Annotated in this window: 17 protein-coding genes; 1 reads left to right on the top strand and 16 read right to left on the bottom strand. The window is 59.9% G+C overall.

Features of this window, described 5'->3' with window-relative positions; translation table 11 throughout:
- From ACP7BS_RS02615 to ACP7BS_RS02570, 10 genes are all read right to left on the bottom strand, one after another.
- The gene (locus ACP7BS_RS02615) at positions 1–789 is read right to left on the bottom strand and encodes a hypothetical protein (RefSeq protein WP_426235884.1); all 789 of its coding nucleotides are present in this window, start codon (positions 787–789) and stop codon (positions 1–3) included.
- Positions 790–862: 73 nt separating this feature from the next.
- Entirely contained in the window at positions 863–3,088 is a 2,226-nt protein-coding gene (locus tag ACP7BS_RS02610; RefSeq protein WP_426235883.1) for a hypothetical protein, read from the bottom strand.
- Complete coding sequence (locus ACP7BS_RS02605) at positions 3,085–3,513, bottom strand: DUF6950 family protein (protein WP_426235881.1); 429 nt, start codon at positions 3,511–3,513, stop codon at positions 3,085–3,087. The genes ACP7BS_RS02610 and ACP7BS_RS02605 overlap by 4 nt, the downstream gene beginning before the upstream one ends.
- 2 nt (positions 3,514–3,515) lie before the next feature.
- Positions 3,516–4,118, bottom strand: coding sequence for a hypothetical protein (locus ACP7BS_RS02600; protein WP_426235879.1), 603 nt, complete (start codon positions 4,116–4,118; stop codon positions 3,516–3,518).
- Positions 4,118–4,846, bottom strand: coding sequence for a hypothetical protein (locus ACP7BS_RS02595; RefSeq protein ID WP_426235877.1), 729 nt, complete (start codon positions 4,844–4,846; stop codon positions 4,118–4,120). Before ACP7BS_RS02595 ends, ACP7BS_RS02600 begins: the two co-directional genes overlap by 1 nt.
- A 3-nt stretch (positions 4,847–4,849) precedes the next feature.
- The gene (locus tag ACP7BS_RS02590) at positions 4,850–8,023 is read right to left on the bottom strand and encodes a M15 family metallopeptidase (protein ID WP_426235875.1); all 3,174 of its coding nucleotides are present in this window, start codon (positions 8,021–8,023) and stop codon (positions 4,850–4,852) included.
- An 11-nt stretch (positions 8,024–8,034) separates the two neighbouring features.
- Positions 8,035–8,352, bottom strand: a complete 318-nt coding sequence (locus ACP7BS_RS02585) for a phage tail assembly chaperone (RefSeq protein ID WP_426235873.1) — start codon at positions 8,350–8,352, stop codon at positions 8,035–8,037.
- Between the two features lie 20 nt (positions 8,353–8,372).
- The gene (locus tag ACP7BS_RS02580) at positions 8,373–8,795 is read right to left on the bottom strand and encodes a hypothetical protein (RefSeq protein WP_426235871.1); all 423 of its coding nucleotides are present in this window, start codon (positions 8,793–8,795) and stop codon (positions 8,373–8,375) included.
- On the bottom strand, positions 8,795–9,529 hold the full coding sequence (locus ACP7BS_RS02575) for a hypothetical protein (RefSeq protein WP_426235869.1): 735 nt from the start codon (positions 9,527–9,529) through the stop codon (positions 8,795–8,797). Before ACP7BS_RS02575 ends, ACP7BS_RS02580 begins: the two co-directional genes overlap by 1 nt.
- Positions 9,530–9,587: 58 nt before the next feature.
- The gene (locus ACP7BS_RS02570; protein WP_426235867.1) at positions 9,588–10,031 is read right to left on the bottom strand and encodes a phage tail terminator-like protein; all 444 of its coding nucleotides are present in this window, start codon (positions 10,029–10,031) and stop codon (positions 9,588–9,590) included.
- A 17-nt stretch (positions 10,032–10,048) separates the two neighbouring features.
- Between ACP7BS_RS02570 and ACP7BS_RS02565 the strand changes: the two genes are divergently transcribed.
- Positions 10,049–10,255, top strand: coding sequence for a hypothetical protein (locus ACP7BS_RS02565; protein ID WP_426235865.1), 207 nt, complete (start codon positions 10,049–10,051; stop codon positions 10,253–10,255).
- Here ACP7BS_RS02565 and ACP7BS_RS02560 read toward each other — a convergent pair.
- Genes ACP7BS_RS02560 through ACP7BS_RS02535 form a run of 6 tightly spaced genes read right to left on the bottom strand, consistent with a single transcriptional unit; the run spans position 10,227 to position 13,244 of the window.
- Positions 10,227–10,670, bottom strand: a complete 444-nt coding sequence (locus ACP7BS_RS02560) for a hypothetical protein (protein WP_426235863.1) — start codon at positions 10,668–10,670, stop codon at positions 10,227–10,229. The genes ACP7BS_RS02565 and ACP7BS_RS02560 overlap by 29 nt on opposite strands.
- Complete coding sequence (locus ACP7BS_RS02555) at positions 10,670–11,722, bottom strand: phage minor head protein (protein WP_426235861.1); 1,053 nt, start codon at positions 11,720–11,722, stop codon at positions 10,670–10,672. The genes ACP7BS_RS02560 and ACP7BS_RS02555 overlap by 1 nt, the downstream gene beginning before the upstream one ends.
- Positions 11,722–11,886, bottom strand: coding sequence for a hypothetical protein (locus ACP7BS_RS02550; protein ID WP_426235859.1), 165 nt, complete (start codon positions 11,884–11,886; stop codon positions 11,722–11,724). Before ACP7BS_RS02550 ends, ACP7BS_RS02555 begins: the two co-directional genes overlap by 1 nt.
- Positions 11,883–12,248 (bottom strand): hypothetical protein, encoded by a 366-nt coding sequence (locus ACP7BS_RS02545; RefSeq protein ID WP_426235857.1) that lies wholly within the window; start codon positions 12,246–12,248, stop codon positions 11,883–11,885. Before ACP7BS_RS02545 ends, ACP7BS_RS02550 begins: the two co-directional genes overlap by 4 nt.
- A complete protein-coding gene (locus ACP7BS_RS02540; protein ID WP_426235856.1) occupies positions 12,248–12,742 on the bottom strand; it encodes a DnaT-like ssDNA-binding protein in 495 nt (164 codons plus the stop codon). The genes ACP7BS_RS02545 and ACP7BS_RS02540 overlap by 1 nt, the downstream gene beginning before the upstream one ends.
- Before the next feature lie 52 nt (positions 12,743–12,794).
- Complete coding sequence (locus ACP7BS_RS02535; RefSeq protein ID WP_426235855.1) at positions 12,795–13,244, bottom strand: hypothetical protein; 450 nt, start codon at positions 13,242–13,244, stop codon at positions 12,795–12,797.
- Between the last annotated feature and the right edge of the window lie 3 nt (positions 13,245–13,247).

The following is a 13,247-nucleotide window of genomic DNA, read 5'->3' as shown; positions in this document are numbered from 1 at the left end:
TTAGCTAACGGAGACGACGCCGCCGTTAATCCAGAGCTTTCCGGCCGTGGCGGGAAATGTTGTGGGGATTTGATTGGCTGCGATGGCAGCTTCTAATGCGGCGACAAGGGGAATGCCGGGTTGCACAGCGCTGTCAGCCTTCGCACCTTGAAGCGCGGTGGCGAACGCACCGACCTCGATACCGGCAACGACCGCCTCGATCTGAGCAAGCAATGCCGCGCTCGCCTGGTCGCTGACGAGACGAAATGTGGATCCGGACACGATGCCGAGAACGATCGTACCGGCGACAAGACCGCCGGCTGAGGTGGGATCATTTCCACTGTTTGTCTTGACCGTGTAGACCGCGCCTCCGTTGAACTGAACCGTGACAGGCGAAGCGGTGTTCGTATCTGCTATGTTCATCCAAATCAGAGCGGAGGGTGAAACTGGGATTGATGTCGTTGCTTGAATCGCGTTTGGAGTGCCAGCGCCCGCATCATTGGCGATGATGAACGAATACGGCAGGTCCGCGACACGCGACCATGAGCCCGTCCCAGATCCCCCAATCTTTTTATAGACGCCATTGAAGGCAATCGTTGCGTCACCGTAGACCCACGCCGAACTATTAGCCGGATGCGCCAGATCCGCATAAAGGAGCGCGCGCGAGGTATAGATAAGCCCTCCGTTTCCGAGAAAGGCGGCAATGATCCCTTCAATCCAGGTGCCCCAGTCGCGGATATCTGGCTTAAACGGTTCATATGGCGCCGAAGCCGGGCCGTCTGCCCAAAGGGTCGCTGCGAGCTGTGGCATGGGAACTCCATAGAAAGCGCTCCGGCGATCAGCCAGAGTGCAACAGTTTCAAGTTTTCGATAGTTCGGTTCGACTACGTTACAGTGAAGGCCCCGGTGCTTACGGCGGCTGCCATGACCCCAGAGCTATTGAATGGACGGACGAACCCGTACCTCGTTCCAGCAGATATGCCTGTCACCACGCGACTGTCGGCGGTGCTTGGAGCGCCGTATTCGGGTGGCGAAACCTGAGTGGCACCTGTGATCGTGTTCGTCGTATTCCAGTAGAGATTGGAGCCGACATAGTTGGGGCTGTTTGGAGACGTCCAGTTGAACGTGGCCTGACCAACGCCGCCGGTGGCAGAGACCCCGGTCGCAACGCCAGGAGCATTAGGATCGGCTGTCGAAATGATGTTCGCGGTTACCGAGAACAATGATGGCGTTCCGCCGGACGACAGGTAATAAGCCTGAACATCCAGCAGTTTATCGCTCGGGACAATGTTGGTGTTGAGATCGATGAACCCGGGCACAGGGACACCGACTGCGGCGTTGGGAAAGGTTTGCTCTACCCACGCCCCCGGTGATCCTGAACCATTGTCTGCCAAGCGATACCTGATGACAGGCGTCAGGCTTGCCGTCGCTGGATCAACGAGAACCACTCGAATATAGACGGACGCTCCATTCGGCTTGGCTTGGACGAGATTGATGATCGGGGTTGGAATGCTATACGAACCCGGCGGGGTGGGTACCGGAGGCTGCGTGCCCTCGTCCGTGGCAGGAACCCACGCATCGATATTGTCCGGGTGCTGCATGATCTCCATGTTGAACCCGCCATTGGTGAGGGCGAGTGTGGATTTCCGGTTCTCGATGATCTTGCCGTCCAGACGCGGCATCCGAACCGGTGTGGCGAGCCGGACCCAACGCGCATAGACTGCATTGATGCCAGACAGCCGGACGTCGATCGATCCCTTCACCTTTTCCTGAATGCGGCGCCAGTCGCGAAGAGCGAGGCGTCTGGCCTGTCGCCAGCGGTGAACCCACTGATAAACACCGTCCTGAGCAAGAACACGCCCGGCCGTCAGCTGCGCCGGCACATCCTCGAAATAGTCGGTGTCGCAAGTCGTGTAGCCGGTTTCGGGATAGGTAAATTTTGGAACGATCCGGTTGATTTCGTCCTGCGGATATACGCCGTACTGAATGTTGTGGCCGATGATGTCGGCATCCGAGAGTGTGACGCACCGGCTTTCGCGGAACTTCCCCACCGTCAGGATACGGGCGCCATCGCCGCGCGCGACGAGATGACCGTCACAGGCGGCCAGCATGGCGTTCAGCGCGCTCTTTGGGCCATTCTCTGTGGTGTCGCTGCCGTTGCACTGATAGCGCGGCTCAGTGCCGCCACCTGCGAGCGGAACGGCCTCATCGCAAACATCAGCCTCTTCTCCCCACATATCGATGACTGGCAGGATCGCTTTTCGATAGTCGAGCCCGAAGCCGAACTCGTTGAAGCATAGGTGCCAGCAAAGGATAACGGCGCAGTTCCGTGTCCATTGCCATGTGGCCGGGTTCTCTGGATCCTGTGCGGGGTCGCGAAAGTCCCAGCAAAGTGCCAAGTCGGCTTCGGCCGACAGCGAAGGGACACCATAAGGAAATTTCCAGTTTTGATCCTTCTGCCGGTCAGCCGAAGCCAACATTGCAAGCGAAGCCTGCCCGTCGCCTCGATGGTTGCTGGTCCATATCGGATCAGGATCGCCAGCGAATAGCGCAACGATGTCTGAATACGCAGTCTCGGTAGGAAGCCCAATCCTTGAATGGATGGTGACATTGCCGCCATAGCGACCGGTGGGTGAATATGCGACCCCGCCACCGCTTAGCGTCACTTCGTCGTCATGCAGCCAGTAGCGGTTGAAGCTCTTGATCCGGTGGCCTGCGACAGCCTGCACAGCAAAGAGAACCGGACCTTTGGATTCCCACAGCATCAAAGCGCCGGCAAGGCGTGTGCGACCTACTCCCCATATTCGATACGGGATGGCCTGCTTCAATGGCACGCGAGCGGCTTCTGGCGTCGGCGGCTTGGGAGCCAGCAGGAACTGCAGGCCGATCGTGATCGCAGTTGTAGCGATGGCCGTAGCGACCGATGCGACAGTGATACCGGTGGCGCCGATCGTGGCCGCGCCAAAGATCGTGGTGAAGATCGGCGTTAGGATCGGATCGAACAGCACCTGGCTGTAATGCGTCGTTGTGTTTTCAACCCAATTCATCAGGTTGAGCCGGTACTGCAGCTCTTCGGATGAGGTGTTCTCGTAGTGCGTTTTCAGGCTCATGCGATGCGCCAAGCCATTGAATGATTGAGCTTCTTCACCTGTGGACCGCGCGCGGACATGACCGCCCAAAGCAATCCGCCGGCGCAGGGGCCAAAGCAGATCGCCGGGATGCTCTTGATCTTTGCGCCGTCGAGGTCGAAGCCGGTCAGGCCCTCGACAATGCCGATATCGCCTTCCAGCGGCTGCTGGACACGCTTGAAGCCCATCGGGGCAAGCCGAGCCGCAACGAACGCTTCGATACCGCCCGCAGCCTTTACGATGGCGTTTGCCGCTTCTGCCGTGTCATAGCTGCCGCGAATCCCTGCCGAAACATCCTTGCCGGTGGCCTCAAAGACCCAACTGGCACAGAACGTGGTGCAGTCGTCGCCGCCCACGCCGCCCCAGGCCCACCCGCGAGGGAGGAGAAGATATTCTTGAAGGTTCATGGTTAATACCCGAGGGTCCAGGTGGGATCGACGCCGCGAGCAAGGCGAGCCGTCTCGTCACAGAATTTGTCGGTAGGCGAAATCGCCTTTTGATGCGTCGGCGACCAGATTGACCGTGAAGGCCGGGAACGGGCTGTTTCGCCGGTCACCACTGCCAGCGAGAGTGTCAGGCTCGGGCTTTCCATCCCCATGACTGGCGGGCTGGATTCCCCGACATAGGCCGCTGTCCCATTCCAGACGGGGATAATCGCTGACATCGGCTGGTAGTACCGATCGAGCGTGGTCAAGCCCATGAAAACATCGGCGCCACGCACCGGCGGAATGGTGTCGACAAGCTTTGCACCCGTGCCAGGCTCAAGGCCGGAAAGCGTGAATTCGATGCGATCAGCGGCGCCGTTGACCAGCACCTCGAGCGTCGGGATTCCGATAAGTTCGCCGCCACCGAGATAGGCTGTTCCAACCGCATCGATGCTGTCGATACCGGCGATAACGTCTTCAGTGCCGAACCAAACGTGCAGCGGCGGGTCGGTTGCGACATGCAGAAAAATGCCGAGCAGATGGCTGCCCCGCATCTCCTCAATGACGGCATCCGGAAAGTATCCCATCAGAATGCCTCAACGAATTGCAGCGACGGACGTGACTGATACCAAGCCTCATAGTCCCAAGGCAGCGTAAACCCGGCCGGGAACTTCATGACGCACATCGGCCGGGCCAACTCGACCCGAGTGCCGACGGTGACGGCTTCGCGAAGAGGTGGAGCCATCGCCAGCGTATAGATCGGGTTTTCCTCATCCGTCTTATCGATGACATCCCAGTACCGATATGCGCGCCAGCCTTTGGTCGGGTGATAGATCGAAAACCAGTCCGACCAGCGCAGAGGCCGCGCCAGACCGAAAGCCCGCATCTTGATGATGCCGGAGTGAACAACTTCGGTGATCTCGCCGTAGACGGACGCCTGGGAATATCCGGACGTGTCGGAGAAGAGAGCACCGTCGGAATGCGGAATGCCTCCGATGATCGGCCGGCGCTTGCCGTTGATGACAGGAAACGGCCCGATGCCATCATTGATGATCGGCACGTTGAAGAACCGGAAAGACCCGTTCCCCCGCGCACCAAGCCAGTTAATGACCTCGTGCCGCTCCATGTCGTCGCCCTGCAGAACGCAGCGCTCATAAGTGGCAGTGACAAGCCCGCCGCCGCTCATCTCGATCGAGATCGATTGCCCTAGACCGTTCCGGCCGCCATCCATCGCCGATCCGACCACATCAAAGCTGGCACGGGTCGGGCGAAGGTACTGAATGGGAACCGTCGGCTGCCCTGTATAGCCTGCCATCGGTTACCCCTTGTCTGATGCATAGACGGATTGCGTGTCGCCGAAGCCACCGCGTGTCTGTTGCTTGCTGTATTGGCCGATAGCCTGCCCGCTGGCCTGCCGAGCGTTCTTGCGAGAGACGCTTTCAAGCTTGGCGTCAAGGTTTCCGTTATTGTCGAAGAAAACCCGGATACCCTGGACGCCACCGCCCTGCCCGCCATTGTTATTGGCGGCCAGTGCAGACATGAGCTTATGGTTGGACATGACGCCGGAGCCCTGCGGCAGGTTGACCAGTTCTGGCCCGCGCTCACCCACCATCGCCATGCCGCCCGGCGCATAATCCGTGCCGTTGGCGAATAGACCGGTGAGAGGCGTGTATTTGGCGATCGTCGCAGCGCTCAAGCCGCCACCGCCGAACAGCGATGAAAACCAACTGCCGATGCCGCCACCCCCACCACCTGCCGCAGGTGCGGCCGGAAAAAAGCTGGTGGACAGGCTTTCACCGATCTTGCTGAGACCGCCGCCGAGTTGGCCAAGGCCTTCGGTGGCTGCGCCTGCATTGCCTGCCAGCTTGTCCAGCGCTTCGGATGCCATGTTCGCGGTCTTATCGACTTGGAAGTGCATCGTGTCCGGCTTGTTCCATGTCCCGCCCCAGGTCAGGCCATTCTTCTTGGCAAGATCGTTGACGTTCGCAGGCATGTCAGTCTGGAAATTGTTGCTCCAAGGGTTCTGGCGCGGGTTGATGTCTAGTGCTTCGCCAAAGGAGTGCTTCGACAGATTATTGCTGCCGGCCACCTTGCGATAGCTGTAGCCGCCCTCACCAAGGCTCTTGACGGGGTAGCCGGCCTTTTCGAGGTCGTTCAGTAGACCTTGGAAGCGAGGCGCATAGTCGGCGCTCACCTTTGCCGTCAGGCCACCGGCAGCGGTGATCTGGGAGAGAGGGATACCAGTCTTGGTGGCGCCGACGGGGGGCAAAGCCATTCGGGTGACAGCGCCAACCGGGGCGGCAAAGCCCTTATTGTCGTTGGCGGCACCAAACGCCGAACCGAGAAAGCCGCCGCCTGTTGCCGCGGCGCTCTGGGTGGCTGGGCCGCCGCCAAACAGAGCATTGGTGAGGCTGGTCGCAAGTTTCTCGATAATCTGATCGGTAGCCCGCGTCATGGCGTTTAGGAGAGCGTTCTTGATGGCATCCCCGAGGGCTTTGCCCATGTCGCCGCCATTTTCTACGAGGCTGTCTCGGAAGTCGGTGAAGAAGCCGCCGATCATCGCACGGTTCTTTTCCCGTTCGATCTGATCCCGAAGCATCCCGGCATTAGCGCCCTTCATATCCTCAGGAAGGCCATAGCTCCTAAGCTTGCCAGCGACTTCGCGGTCATCGCTCGTGAAATTGAAATCACGGTTCTGCTGGTTGATATCGAAGTTGAACCGGGACTGATTGTACTGGTCAGTCAGCTTGCCGAGTTCTTCGGAACGCTGCCTGATCAGGTCCAGCTCTTTCTGATCGACCTCAAGGCCCTGTCGGGCTGCATCCAACCGAAGCTGGGACGTCAGTTCGTATTCCTTCCGAAGCGCTACCGCTGCGCCGCCGGTCTTGCCGATCAGGTCAATTTCAATCTGCTGATCCTTGACCGTCTTCTCAAGGTTCATTGCCCGGTCGCGCTTGGCGTCGGATACCTGCTGTTCAGCTTCAGCCAGGGCAAGAGCCGCGGTGGCTTCAATCCGATACTGTCGAACCTCTGGGCTCTCGTTGCCGTTGACGGGCTCTGCTTCGGCGCGTGCACGGGCAGCCGCTGCGATGTGCGCCGGACTGCGGGCACCAATGCCGGACAGAGCAGCGCCCTGCTGCTTGCGCATGTAGAACAGGCTCTCGACGTTGCCGGCCTGATATTTGGCAGCCGCCGAAGCCGCATCGGTGCGAGCTGTCAGCATGGTGGTGCGGGCCACCTCGTCGTTCAGGTCCTTGATGGCCTGAGCGGTATCCAAGGCTGCTTTCGTCGTGTCGACCAGCTTCTGAGCGATCTTCTGCAGTTTCACGTCTGCCGGGTTTTCGTTGGCGATGCGCAGAACTTCATCATTGAACGCCTTAACGTCCCCTTTGCCCTCCTGCGCCTGTGCGATGAAATGCTGGACGGTATCAAGGTACGGGCCGTAGAGATTGGTCAGCGCCGCGCCAGAGCTTCGAGGAGCGGCATTCTGCAACTGCTTGCCTGCTGATACAGTCTGAGCGGCAAGCGCCTCTTCCAGCCCGCGTTGATCCGAACGCGCGCTGAAATCGATCGAGCCTTGAACCCGGCGGCCATACTGCTCGGATGCCGTGGCAGCACCGTCGAATAGCCCCTTGATACGCTCAAGGGATTCTTCGTGCCGCTTAAGGGCTTTCTCTGCCTTGACGGCCGACGAGGCGACGGTCTTGTCATAGATAAGCGCAGCAGCGCCTACAGCGCCGATCGCCAGCGGCAGAGCGCCGACAGCCGAGACGGCTCCGGTTGCGAGGGATGCGACATCGCCGAGGAAGCTCTTAACCCCGCCCTGACCAGCGTATAGCTGCGCGACCTGCGGCAACTGCTGAGCAGCAATCATGCCAAGCGGCATGCCCGAGGTCAGCCCCTGCCCGATATCGAAGGCCTGATAGCCGAGGTTTTGCCTACGTCCGCCGTCGTTGTTATTCGCCGGCGGTGGACGCTGGCCCGGAGGGCGATTGCCACCACCCGGCGTATTCCCAGGATTATTGCCCGGATTATTGTGCAACAGCTTCAGTTCGGCGTTCAGCTTGGCGATGGCCTGGCGCTGCTTGTCGATCATAGCAACCGACTGCTGAAGGCTGATGTCGCCTTTTCGCTGTGCGGCCTGAACGGCGCTCAAAGACGCCTCAAGCTGCTTGTAGGCGGCAGATGTCTCGACCACTGAGGCGTCAAGGTTCTTGTTCGCAGCCGTCGCCTTACCTGCCGAGCGCGACATCGCCTCAAGCCGCTTATCGATTGAAAGCGTAGTCGTTTCCAACCGCCCGAGAGAAGCGACGATCTTATCCAGCGACGGGCTAACGTCCGCGAAGGCACGCGACATGCGCGTGCCAGCGGCCCCAGTCTTGCCTGCCGCCTGTTCGGCCTTTGCCGCCGACGAGGTAAGCTTGTCGAGATCAGCCGCAGCGCCAGCGGCATCGCTGGAATCAATGGCAAATCCGAGTTGGGCAACGGTCACTGGCAATGTCCTTACTTGGGGAAGATCGCGTCAAACAGCGCGGGGCTGAGCGGCCGATCAGAGATGACCACTTCGGTGTCTTTGTCGCCGGATGATTTCTCGAAGAACAGTTGAAGCCTCAGAACGTCCAAGGCTTCGATTGCGTCTAACTGCCAGGGCGTGAGCTTAATACCGCGCTGGCGCGTCCACGCTTCAATCTGGGTCGGCTGGAGAGGATTAATTCCATAGCCGGTGCCCTCTCTGGTCACGTCCATTTTCTTGAACCAGTGCCAGACATGCTGCCCCGCAATTGGAATGCGGGGCTTCTTGCCTTGATGCTGATCCCTCATGCATCTCTGCAGTTTGAGGATCAGCTTTTGGTAAAAGACCCGCGACGGTCGGCCTTGAACTTCACCTGATCCTCAATGATCGGATATTTGGTGTAGAGCGTGCGGGCATTGGTTTCCGAGTACTCGAGGCGTTCCGCACCGATCGGCTTGTTCCAGCCCTTGGTGATCTTCGCCAGATACGAAATCTGACGACGACGACGAGCCTCAGGCGTATCGAGATCGATGTTGCCTTCCTTCGCCGCCTCCTGCTCGATTTCAGCAGATAGGGCCTTACTGGCCTCTTGCGCGCGCGTGCTGTCCGGGCCGAAGATCGAGATCACCAGTCCGGTCGGCTTGTTGGTGGGGCCGAGGATTTCCACCTCGATCCCTTCTTCCTGAAGCTTCAGGTTTTCATCCAGAAACGACAGGTCAATGAAGTCATGTTCCGTTTTCTTATCGACCATTATGCACCTGTCGGGGCCACGGTGATGACCGGGCTGTTGATTTCGATGTTGCCGGAAAGCAGACGTGCCGTGTTGGCGCCGCCGCCGTTCTCCTGCGCGGTCATGACGATCCCGTAGAAGAACTTCGTGGTGCCGGTCGGAACCGATACCGCCGTATGCACTCCGGACTGTGTGCCGGTGGTGGTGATTGCCGAGCCGCCGAGTGTGGCCGCAACGCTGAACGTGCCAGATGCGGCGGCTACGACATAGTATTCAGTGCCGGCAGTCAGGCCACCCGGTAGCGCACCGGTGGTGGTGAACTTCACCTTGTTGCCGTTGACCAGCGTGTGGCCAGCCCAGCTGATGACACCAGGAGCGGCGATGGTCATGGTGACGGTTGCCGAAGTGCCGGGAGGTGCGTCATCGAAGGCAAGCTTGAACGGATAGTTATAATCCGTTGCTTCTGCAGCGATAAGCGCGATCTGGCCGGTATCGGTCGGCAGGATGATGAAGTTGTTCTGCATCGAGCCCGCGTTGCGCGTGCCCTTCGCCTTCAGGTCACGGCCGGACGAGATGACGGATTCGGTGATGAGCGCGGCAGCATCGCCGATGGCGCCCATTGTCTGCCAACCCTTGACCTCGGTGAAGGAGATCGCGGCAAAGTCGGTGGCATCGATATCGGCATCATCCGGGACGACATTGATGGCGGGGCCGATATAGATTTTGGCACCGGCCACAGGATAGAGCTGAGGCATGGGACTTCCTTTCAGGTGGGTCTGATTGCGCTTGCCGAAGGCGCTTGAGGCAGGCCAATCAGGCCGGAGCTTGCGGGAATGACCGCCAGAAGGCCGTCACGGGAACCGTAAGGTGGGTGGTGCCGATCATCAGGACGCCGACTTCCGGGTCTTCATCGAACCGGACCTGCACGCCGTTCTGATAGAGCTTGGTGCCTCGCTTGAAGTGCGAGCGGATGTTTCCGGCGAGATCGACGGCATCGACCTGGGCGAATGATTTCGGCCACATGACATTGCCGCGGATGAAGCCCTGCCTGATCGGGTCCATCTCAAGGGAGAGGTCCGTCTCGATCGGGCGGTTGAAATGGATCTCGAAACTGATGAATTTCGTCGTGGTCGACGGGGCAAAGGCGACACCCGGCAGGGCGACATTCGAAGCCAGCGTCATGCCCACCGGAAGCGGCAAAGCCTGCATCCGAAGCATGAGGGCCTGAAATATGGTCTTTTCAATCGTGTCGGCCATCGCTATTCGTGTTCTCCATGGCCGATAGACCGCTGTCCGACATTGAGGTTCATGACCTCCTGCACGAAGCCGTGCTGCTCTTGAGCGGCAAGGTGGTGCGCACCGAGAACGGCCGCCAAGTGCTCGGCGCCGCTCTTCGTGATCTGGATATTCTGCAGAAGGCCCTGTTGATCATGTCCGAGGGGTCAGACCCGCTCAGTCTCCGTAGCGACCGCGAACCGTGACATCAGCCGCCGCAACGATCTGCGGCCAGCGTTGCGCCACCGCATCAACGAAGCCATATCCCGTCTGGTTATAGACCCGGCCCAGACTGTCCTCGCCGACAAAGCCGAAGTTCATGCGAGCCGCATAGGCAGCCTGAAATCCGAGGTAAACCGTCGATCCAAGTTCGGCGCCGGCTATCACCAGTTCCAACCCACTATCGGAGAATGTCTCCTGATCGGGCTTGACCGTCGGCATGGCAGACGTCGAAGCCATCAGCGATCGGCGCAGGTTACCGGTATCAATCGGCATCCGGCCGCCTGACGCCAGCGGCTCACGAACCTCGTTGGCAACAGCCTGGGCTGCAGTCTGGAATACGGCTTCCGCCGCTCCCTCGACCTGCTGGCACCATTCCGAGACTTGAGCAGCGAAGGACATCAGCGTCCCCGCGAGCGTGCGAAAGCTTCGGCGAAGTCAAAATTGTACTCCACGTCACACCGGCAGGCGATGATCTCGCCCGGGCCAGCCCCAAGGGTGGTATCCCCCGGGTATCGGAGCATCGCTCCGGATGACGACTGGAAAGCCAAATCCATGCCGCGAACCTCTTGCCCGTTCAGGATCACGTGCGTGTGCCTCACCCGGCGGTCGCCTGCGCTGCGCCACTTCCGTGTCACCAGCGATGCATCTCGGTTCGATTTGGCCAGCGCCTGCAAAAAGGCTTCATGCTTTGCCGACATGACCGATGACACGGTTTCTGTACGAGCGATCATCTCGCCCCGGAGCTTCAGGTTCCGGTCCCGCAGGCGCATCAGCACCTTGTCGAGCGTGGCCTTGTCCAGCGGCTTGCCAGCGGTGATTGCGCGCCTAACAGCACCGTCAAGCCGCTTGTCGCGGGTCTTGAGGCCCAGATACTTCCGCATCAGCGCCGGGTCACCGGAGAGCAGATTGATGCGCGTCCGTTCGATCAACTCCGCCTGCGGACCGTTGAGACCGATGACGCCGCCTTCGCGCTTGCCGGTGATCGCCGACTTCCGACCGACGAGGTCGAGCGCGATGGTGTTCGGCCCCTGCCCCTGCGAATAGCCGGAGACGATTGTTTCGCGAACTGCCTCGACCGTGCCTTCCATCACATTCGTGACCATCGTCGACGACATGGTGCGAATGATGGTTTCGGCTGCCTGGTTGGACGCATCCCAGCGGAACACGACACGGCCGCCCATTGGATCGGTCAGGCGCGGCATGCGGCCGGTGGTCAGAACACCCCCGGAATTGAAAGCCTGCCGGATCGCCTCAGACAGCGGCCTGAAGGCGGCGGGGTCGATGTGTAGGGCTTCGATGGCCCCTGCGATATCTCGGCGCTCCAGACGCTCCACTACCTCTTTCAGCACAATCTCCGATTTGATATCGGCGATGGCTTCGAGGAAGGCTTTCTCCATGTTTGGGGAGAGCTTATCGATCAGCTCGTTAAGCTGCTGGCGAAGCGTGGCCATTATTCAGCAGCGGCGGCCTTATCGCCCTTCTTCGGCGCCGGGGCTTCTTCCTTGACCACGACAGCCAAGCCGAGAGCGACAAGCGCGCCGCCTTCGACAGTCGGGAAATCGTCGGAATCGCCCACGGCGTATTTCGTGTATTCCTTGAGGAACCGGACTTTCATGGTGCAATTCTCCCTTGAACGATGAACACCACATTCGTGATGCCATCATAGTTGTTCGGATCAGCCGCGATTATGTTGAAAGTCTTGCCGCCAGCGGTGACGATGTCGCCTGGTCCCGGCTCGATCGCGAGCCCAACGGACGAGATGTAAACTTCCCGATCGGCAGTCGTGATGTTGGTGCCGTCGATATATTTCTGTGCGTAGCTCATCGGCACAAGTGTGGCCGGATACGCGGTTCCCACCGGATCGCCGCCGTTCACCGGGTCTGGTGGGGCAATGCGCGTCGCGGTGCCAGCTTGGCCATAGGATTTGATGAGGCGCGCTGCGGTGGCCTGCATGCGGGCATAGAGCGGGTTGGCCATCAGACACAAAGGATCGCTGGCAGGATCGGGATGAGGAACGGCCAGAGCAGCCCCTCGATGGTGGTGACGACAGGCGTTGCCATGGCAACGAGATCGGCGATCGAGGTGGACGACGAGGCCGCATACTCGACCTCAAGCTGTCCGATCTTCTCGCGCTTGACTGCCGAGGATCCGGTGACCACCGGCGACAGGCTGCCGGGATTGGTCAATTCGAGTAATGCGGCCTCATAGGAGGCGTTGACGATGGCGACGGGTATTTCACCGGTCGGGATCGCCTCGCCATAATAGGTGGATGCCCCAGTCCTGCCCCATGCCCGCTCCTGCTGATAGCCGCCGGTGCGCGTGCCCGAGAAGAACCGCTCATACCGATCGATCACCAGAGAGCCGCGTTGTCGAGCCGCCGTGATGGCGGTCTCTTCGGTGCCATCGGGAATGACATAGCCGGCAGCCTCGGCATAGGCGGTAAAGCCTGCATTGTCGCCATATCCAGCCATGTCATTCTCCGATGAGGTGGCGAGCCCGGCAGTTGCCCGCCGGGCCGGTTGATCAAGAGGCCAGCTTGGCGTCGATCAGTTCTTTGAGCTTGGCGTTCGAGATGTTGCCGGGATACTCAAGCTGCAGCTCATCCGCCTGCTTCTTGAGTTCGTCGCGTTCCGAGGGGCCCTTGTCAGCCTTCAGCTTCGCGATCTCGTCGTCACGTTCAGCAAGCTGTTTCGTGAGCGTTTCGAAGCTTTCGCGCATGGCGTTGAACTCGGACGCCGGGATGTAGACACCATCCTTGCCTTCCGAACTGGTCACTGTGACCTGAGCGGGTGCAGTGCTGGTTTCCGGGTCCGTTTCATAGTCGCCATCGATCTCAAACCAACCGGAAGCCTCCACATGATCTTTCTCGCGAGAGAAGACCTTGGCCTCGACTGTTTGCTTCGGGTCGATGAGAACCGGGCCGCTGACGGTGTTGATGCCGCGCGGCCCCTTCTGGGTGTTGGTGATCTTCATGGC

The sequence above is a fragment of the Pararhizobium sp. DWP1-1-3 genome, assembly GCF_049896125.1.
In the GTDB taxonomy this organism is placed as follows: Bacteria; Pseudomonadota; Alphaproteobacteria; order Rhizobiales; family Rhizobiaceae; genus Pararhizobium.
This window is presented reverse-complemented; position numbering and strand designations above follow the sequence as displayed.

What these genes read in the sequence shown, in the direction of transcription:
- ACP7BS_RS02615 (WP_426235884.1), bottom strand. Translation starts at nt 789, where the DNA reads ATGCCACAGCTCGCAGCGACCCTTTGGGCAGACGGCCCGGCTTCGGCG.
- ACP7BS_RS02610 (WP_426235883.1), bottom strand. Translation starts at nt 3,088, where the DNA reads ATGAGCCTGAAAACGCACTACGAGAACACCTCATCCGAAGAGCTGCAG.
- ACP7BS_RS02605 (WP_426235881.1), bottom strand. Translation starts at nt 3,513, where the DNA reads ATGAACCTTCAAGAATATCTTCTCCTCCCTCGCGGGTGGGCCTGGGGC.
- ACP7BS_RS02600 (WP_426235879.1), bottom strand. Translation starts at nt 4,118, where the DNA reads ATGGGATACTTTCCGGATGCCGTCATTGAGGAGATGCGGGGCAGCCAT.
- ACP7BS_RS02595 (WP_426235877.1), bottom strand. Translation starts at nt 4,846, where the DNA reads ATGGCAGGCTATACAGGGCAGCCGACGGTTCCCATTCAGTACCTTCGC.
- ACP7BS_RS02585 (WP_426235873.1), bottom strand. Translation starts at nt 8,352, where the DNA reads ATGAGGGATCAGCATCAAGGCAAGAAGCCCCGCATTCCAATTGCGGGG.
- ACP7BS_RS02580 (WP_426235871.1), bottom strand. Translation starts at nt 8,795, where the DNA reads ATGGTCGATAAGAAAACGGAACATGACTTCATTGACCTGTCGTTTCTG.
- ACP7BS_RS02575 (WP_426235869.1), bottom strand. Translation starts at nt 9,529, where the DNA reads ATGCCTCAGCTCTATCCTGTGGCCGGTGCCAAAATCTATATCGGCCCC.
- ACP7BS_RS02570 (WP_426235867.1), bottom strand. Translation starts at nt 10,031, where the DNA reads ATGGCCGACACGATTGAAAAGACCATATTTCAGGCCCTCATGCTTCGG.
- ACP7BS_RS02565 (WP_426235865.1), top strand. Translation starts at nt 10,049, where the DNA reads ATGGCCGATAGACCGCTGTCCGACATTGAGGTTCATGACCTCCTGCAC.
- ACP7BS_RS02560 (WP_426235863.1), bottom strand. Translation starts at nt 10,670, where the DNA reads ATGTCCTTCGCTGCTCAAGTCTCGGAATGGTGCCAGCAGGTCGAGGGA.
- ACP7BS_RS02555 (WP_426235861.1), bottom strand. Translation starts at nt 11,722, where the DNA reads ATGGCCACGCTTCGCCAGCAGCTTAACGAGCTGATCGATAAGCTCTCC.
- ACP7BS_RS02550 (WP_426235859.1), bottom strand. Translation starts at nt 11,886, where the DNA reads ATGAAAGTCCGGTTCCTCAAGGAATACACGAAATACGCCGTGGGCGAT.
- ACP7BS_RS02545 (WP_426235857.1), bottom strand. Translation starts at nt 12,248, where the DNA reads ATGGCCAACCCGCTCTATGCCCGCATGCAGGCCACCGCAGCGCGCCTC.
- ACP7BS_RS02540 (WP_426235856.1), bottom strand. Translation starts at nt 12,742, where the DNA reads ATGGCTGGATATGGCGACAATGCAGGCTTTACCGCCTATGCCGAGGCT.
- ACP7BS_RS02535 (WP_426235855.1), bottom strand. Translation starts at nt 13,244, where the DNA reads ATGAAGATCACCAACACCCAGAAGGGGCCGCGCGGCATCAACACCGTC.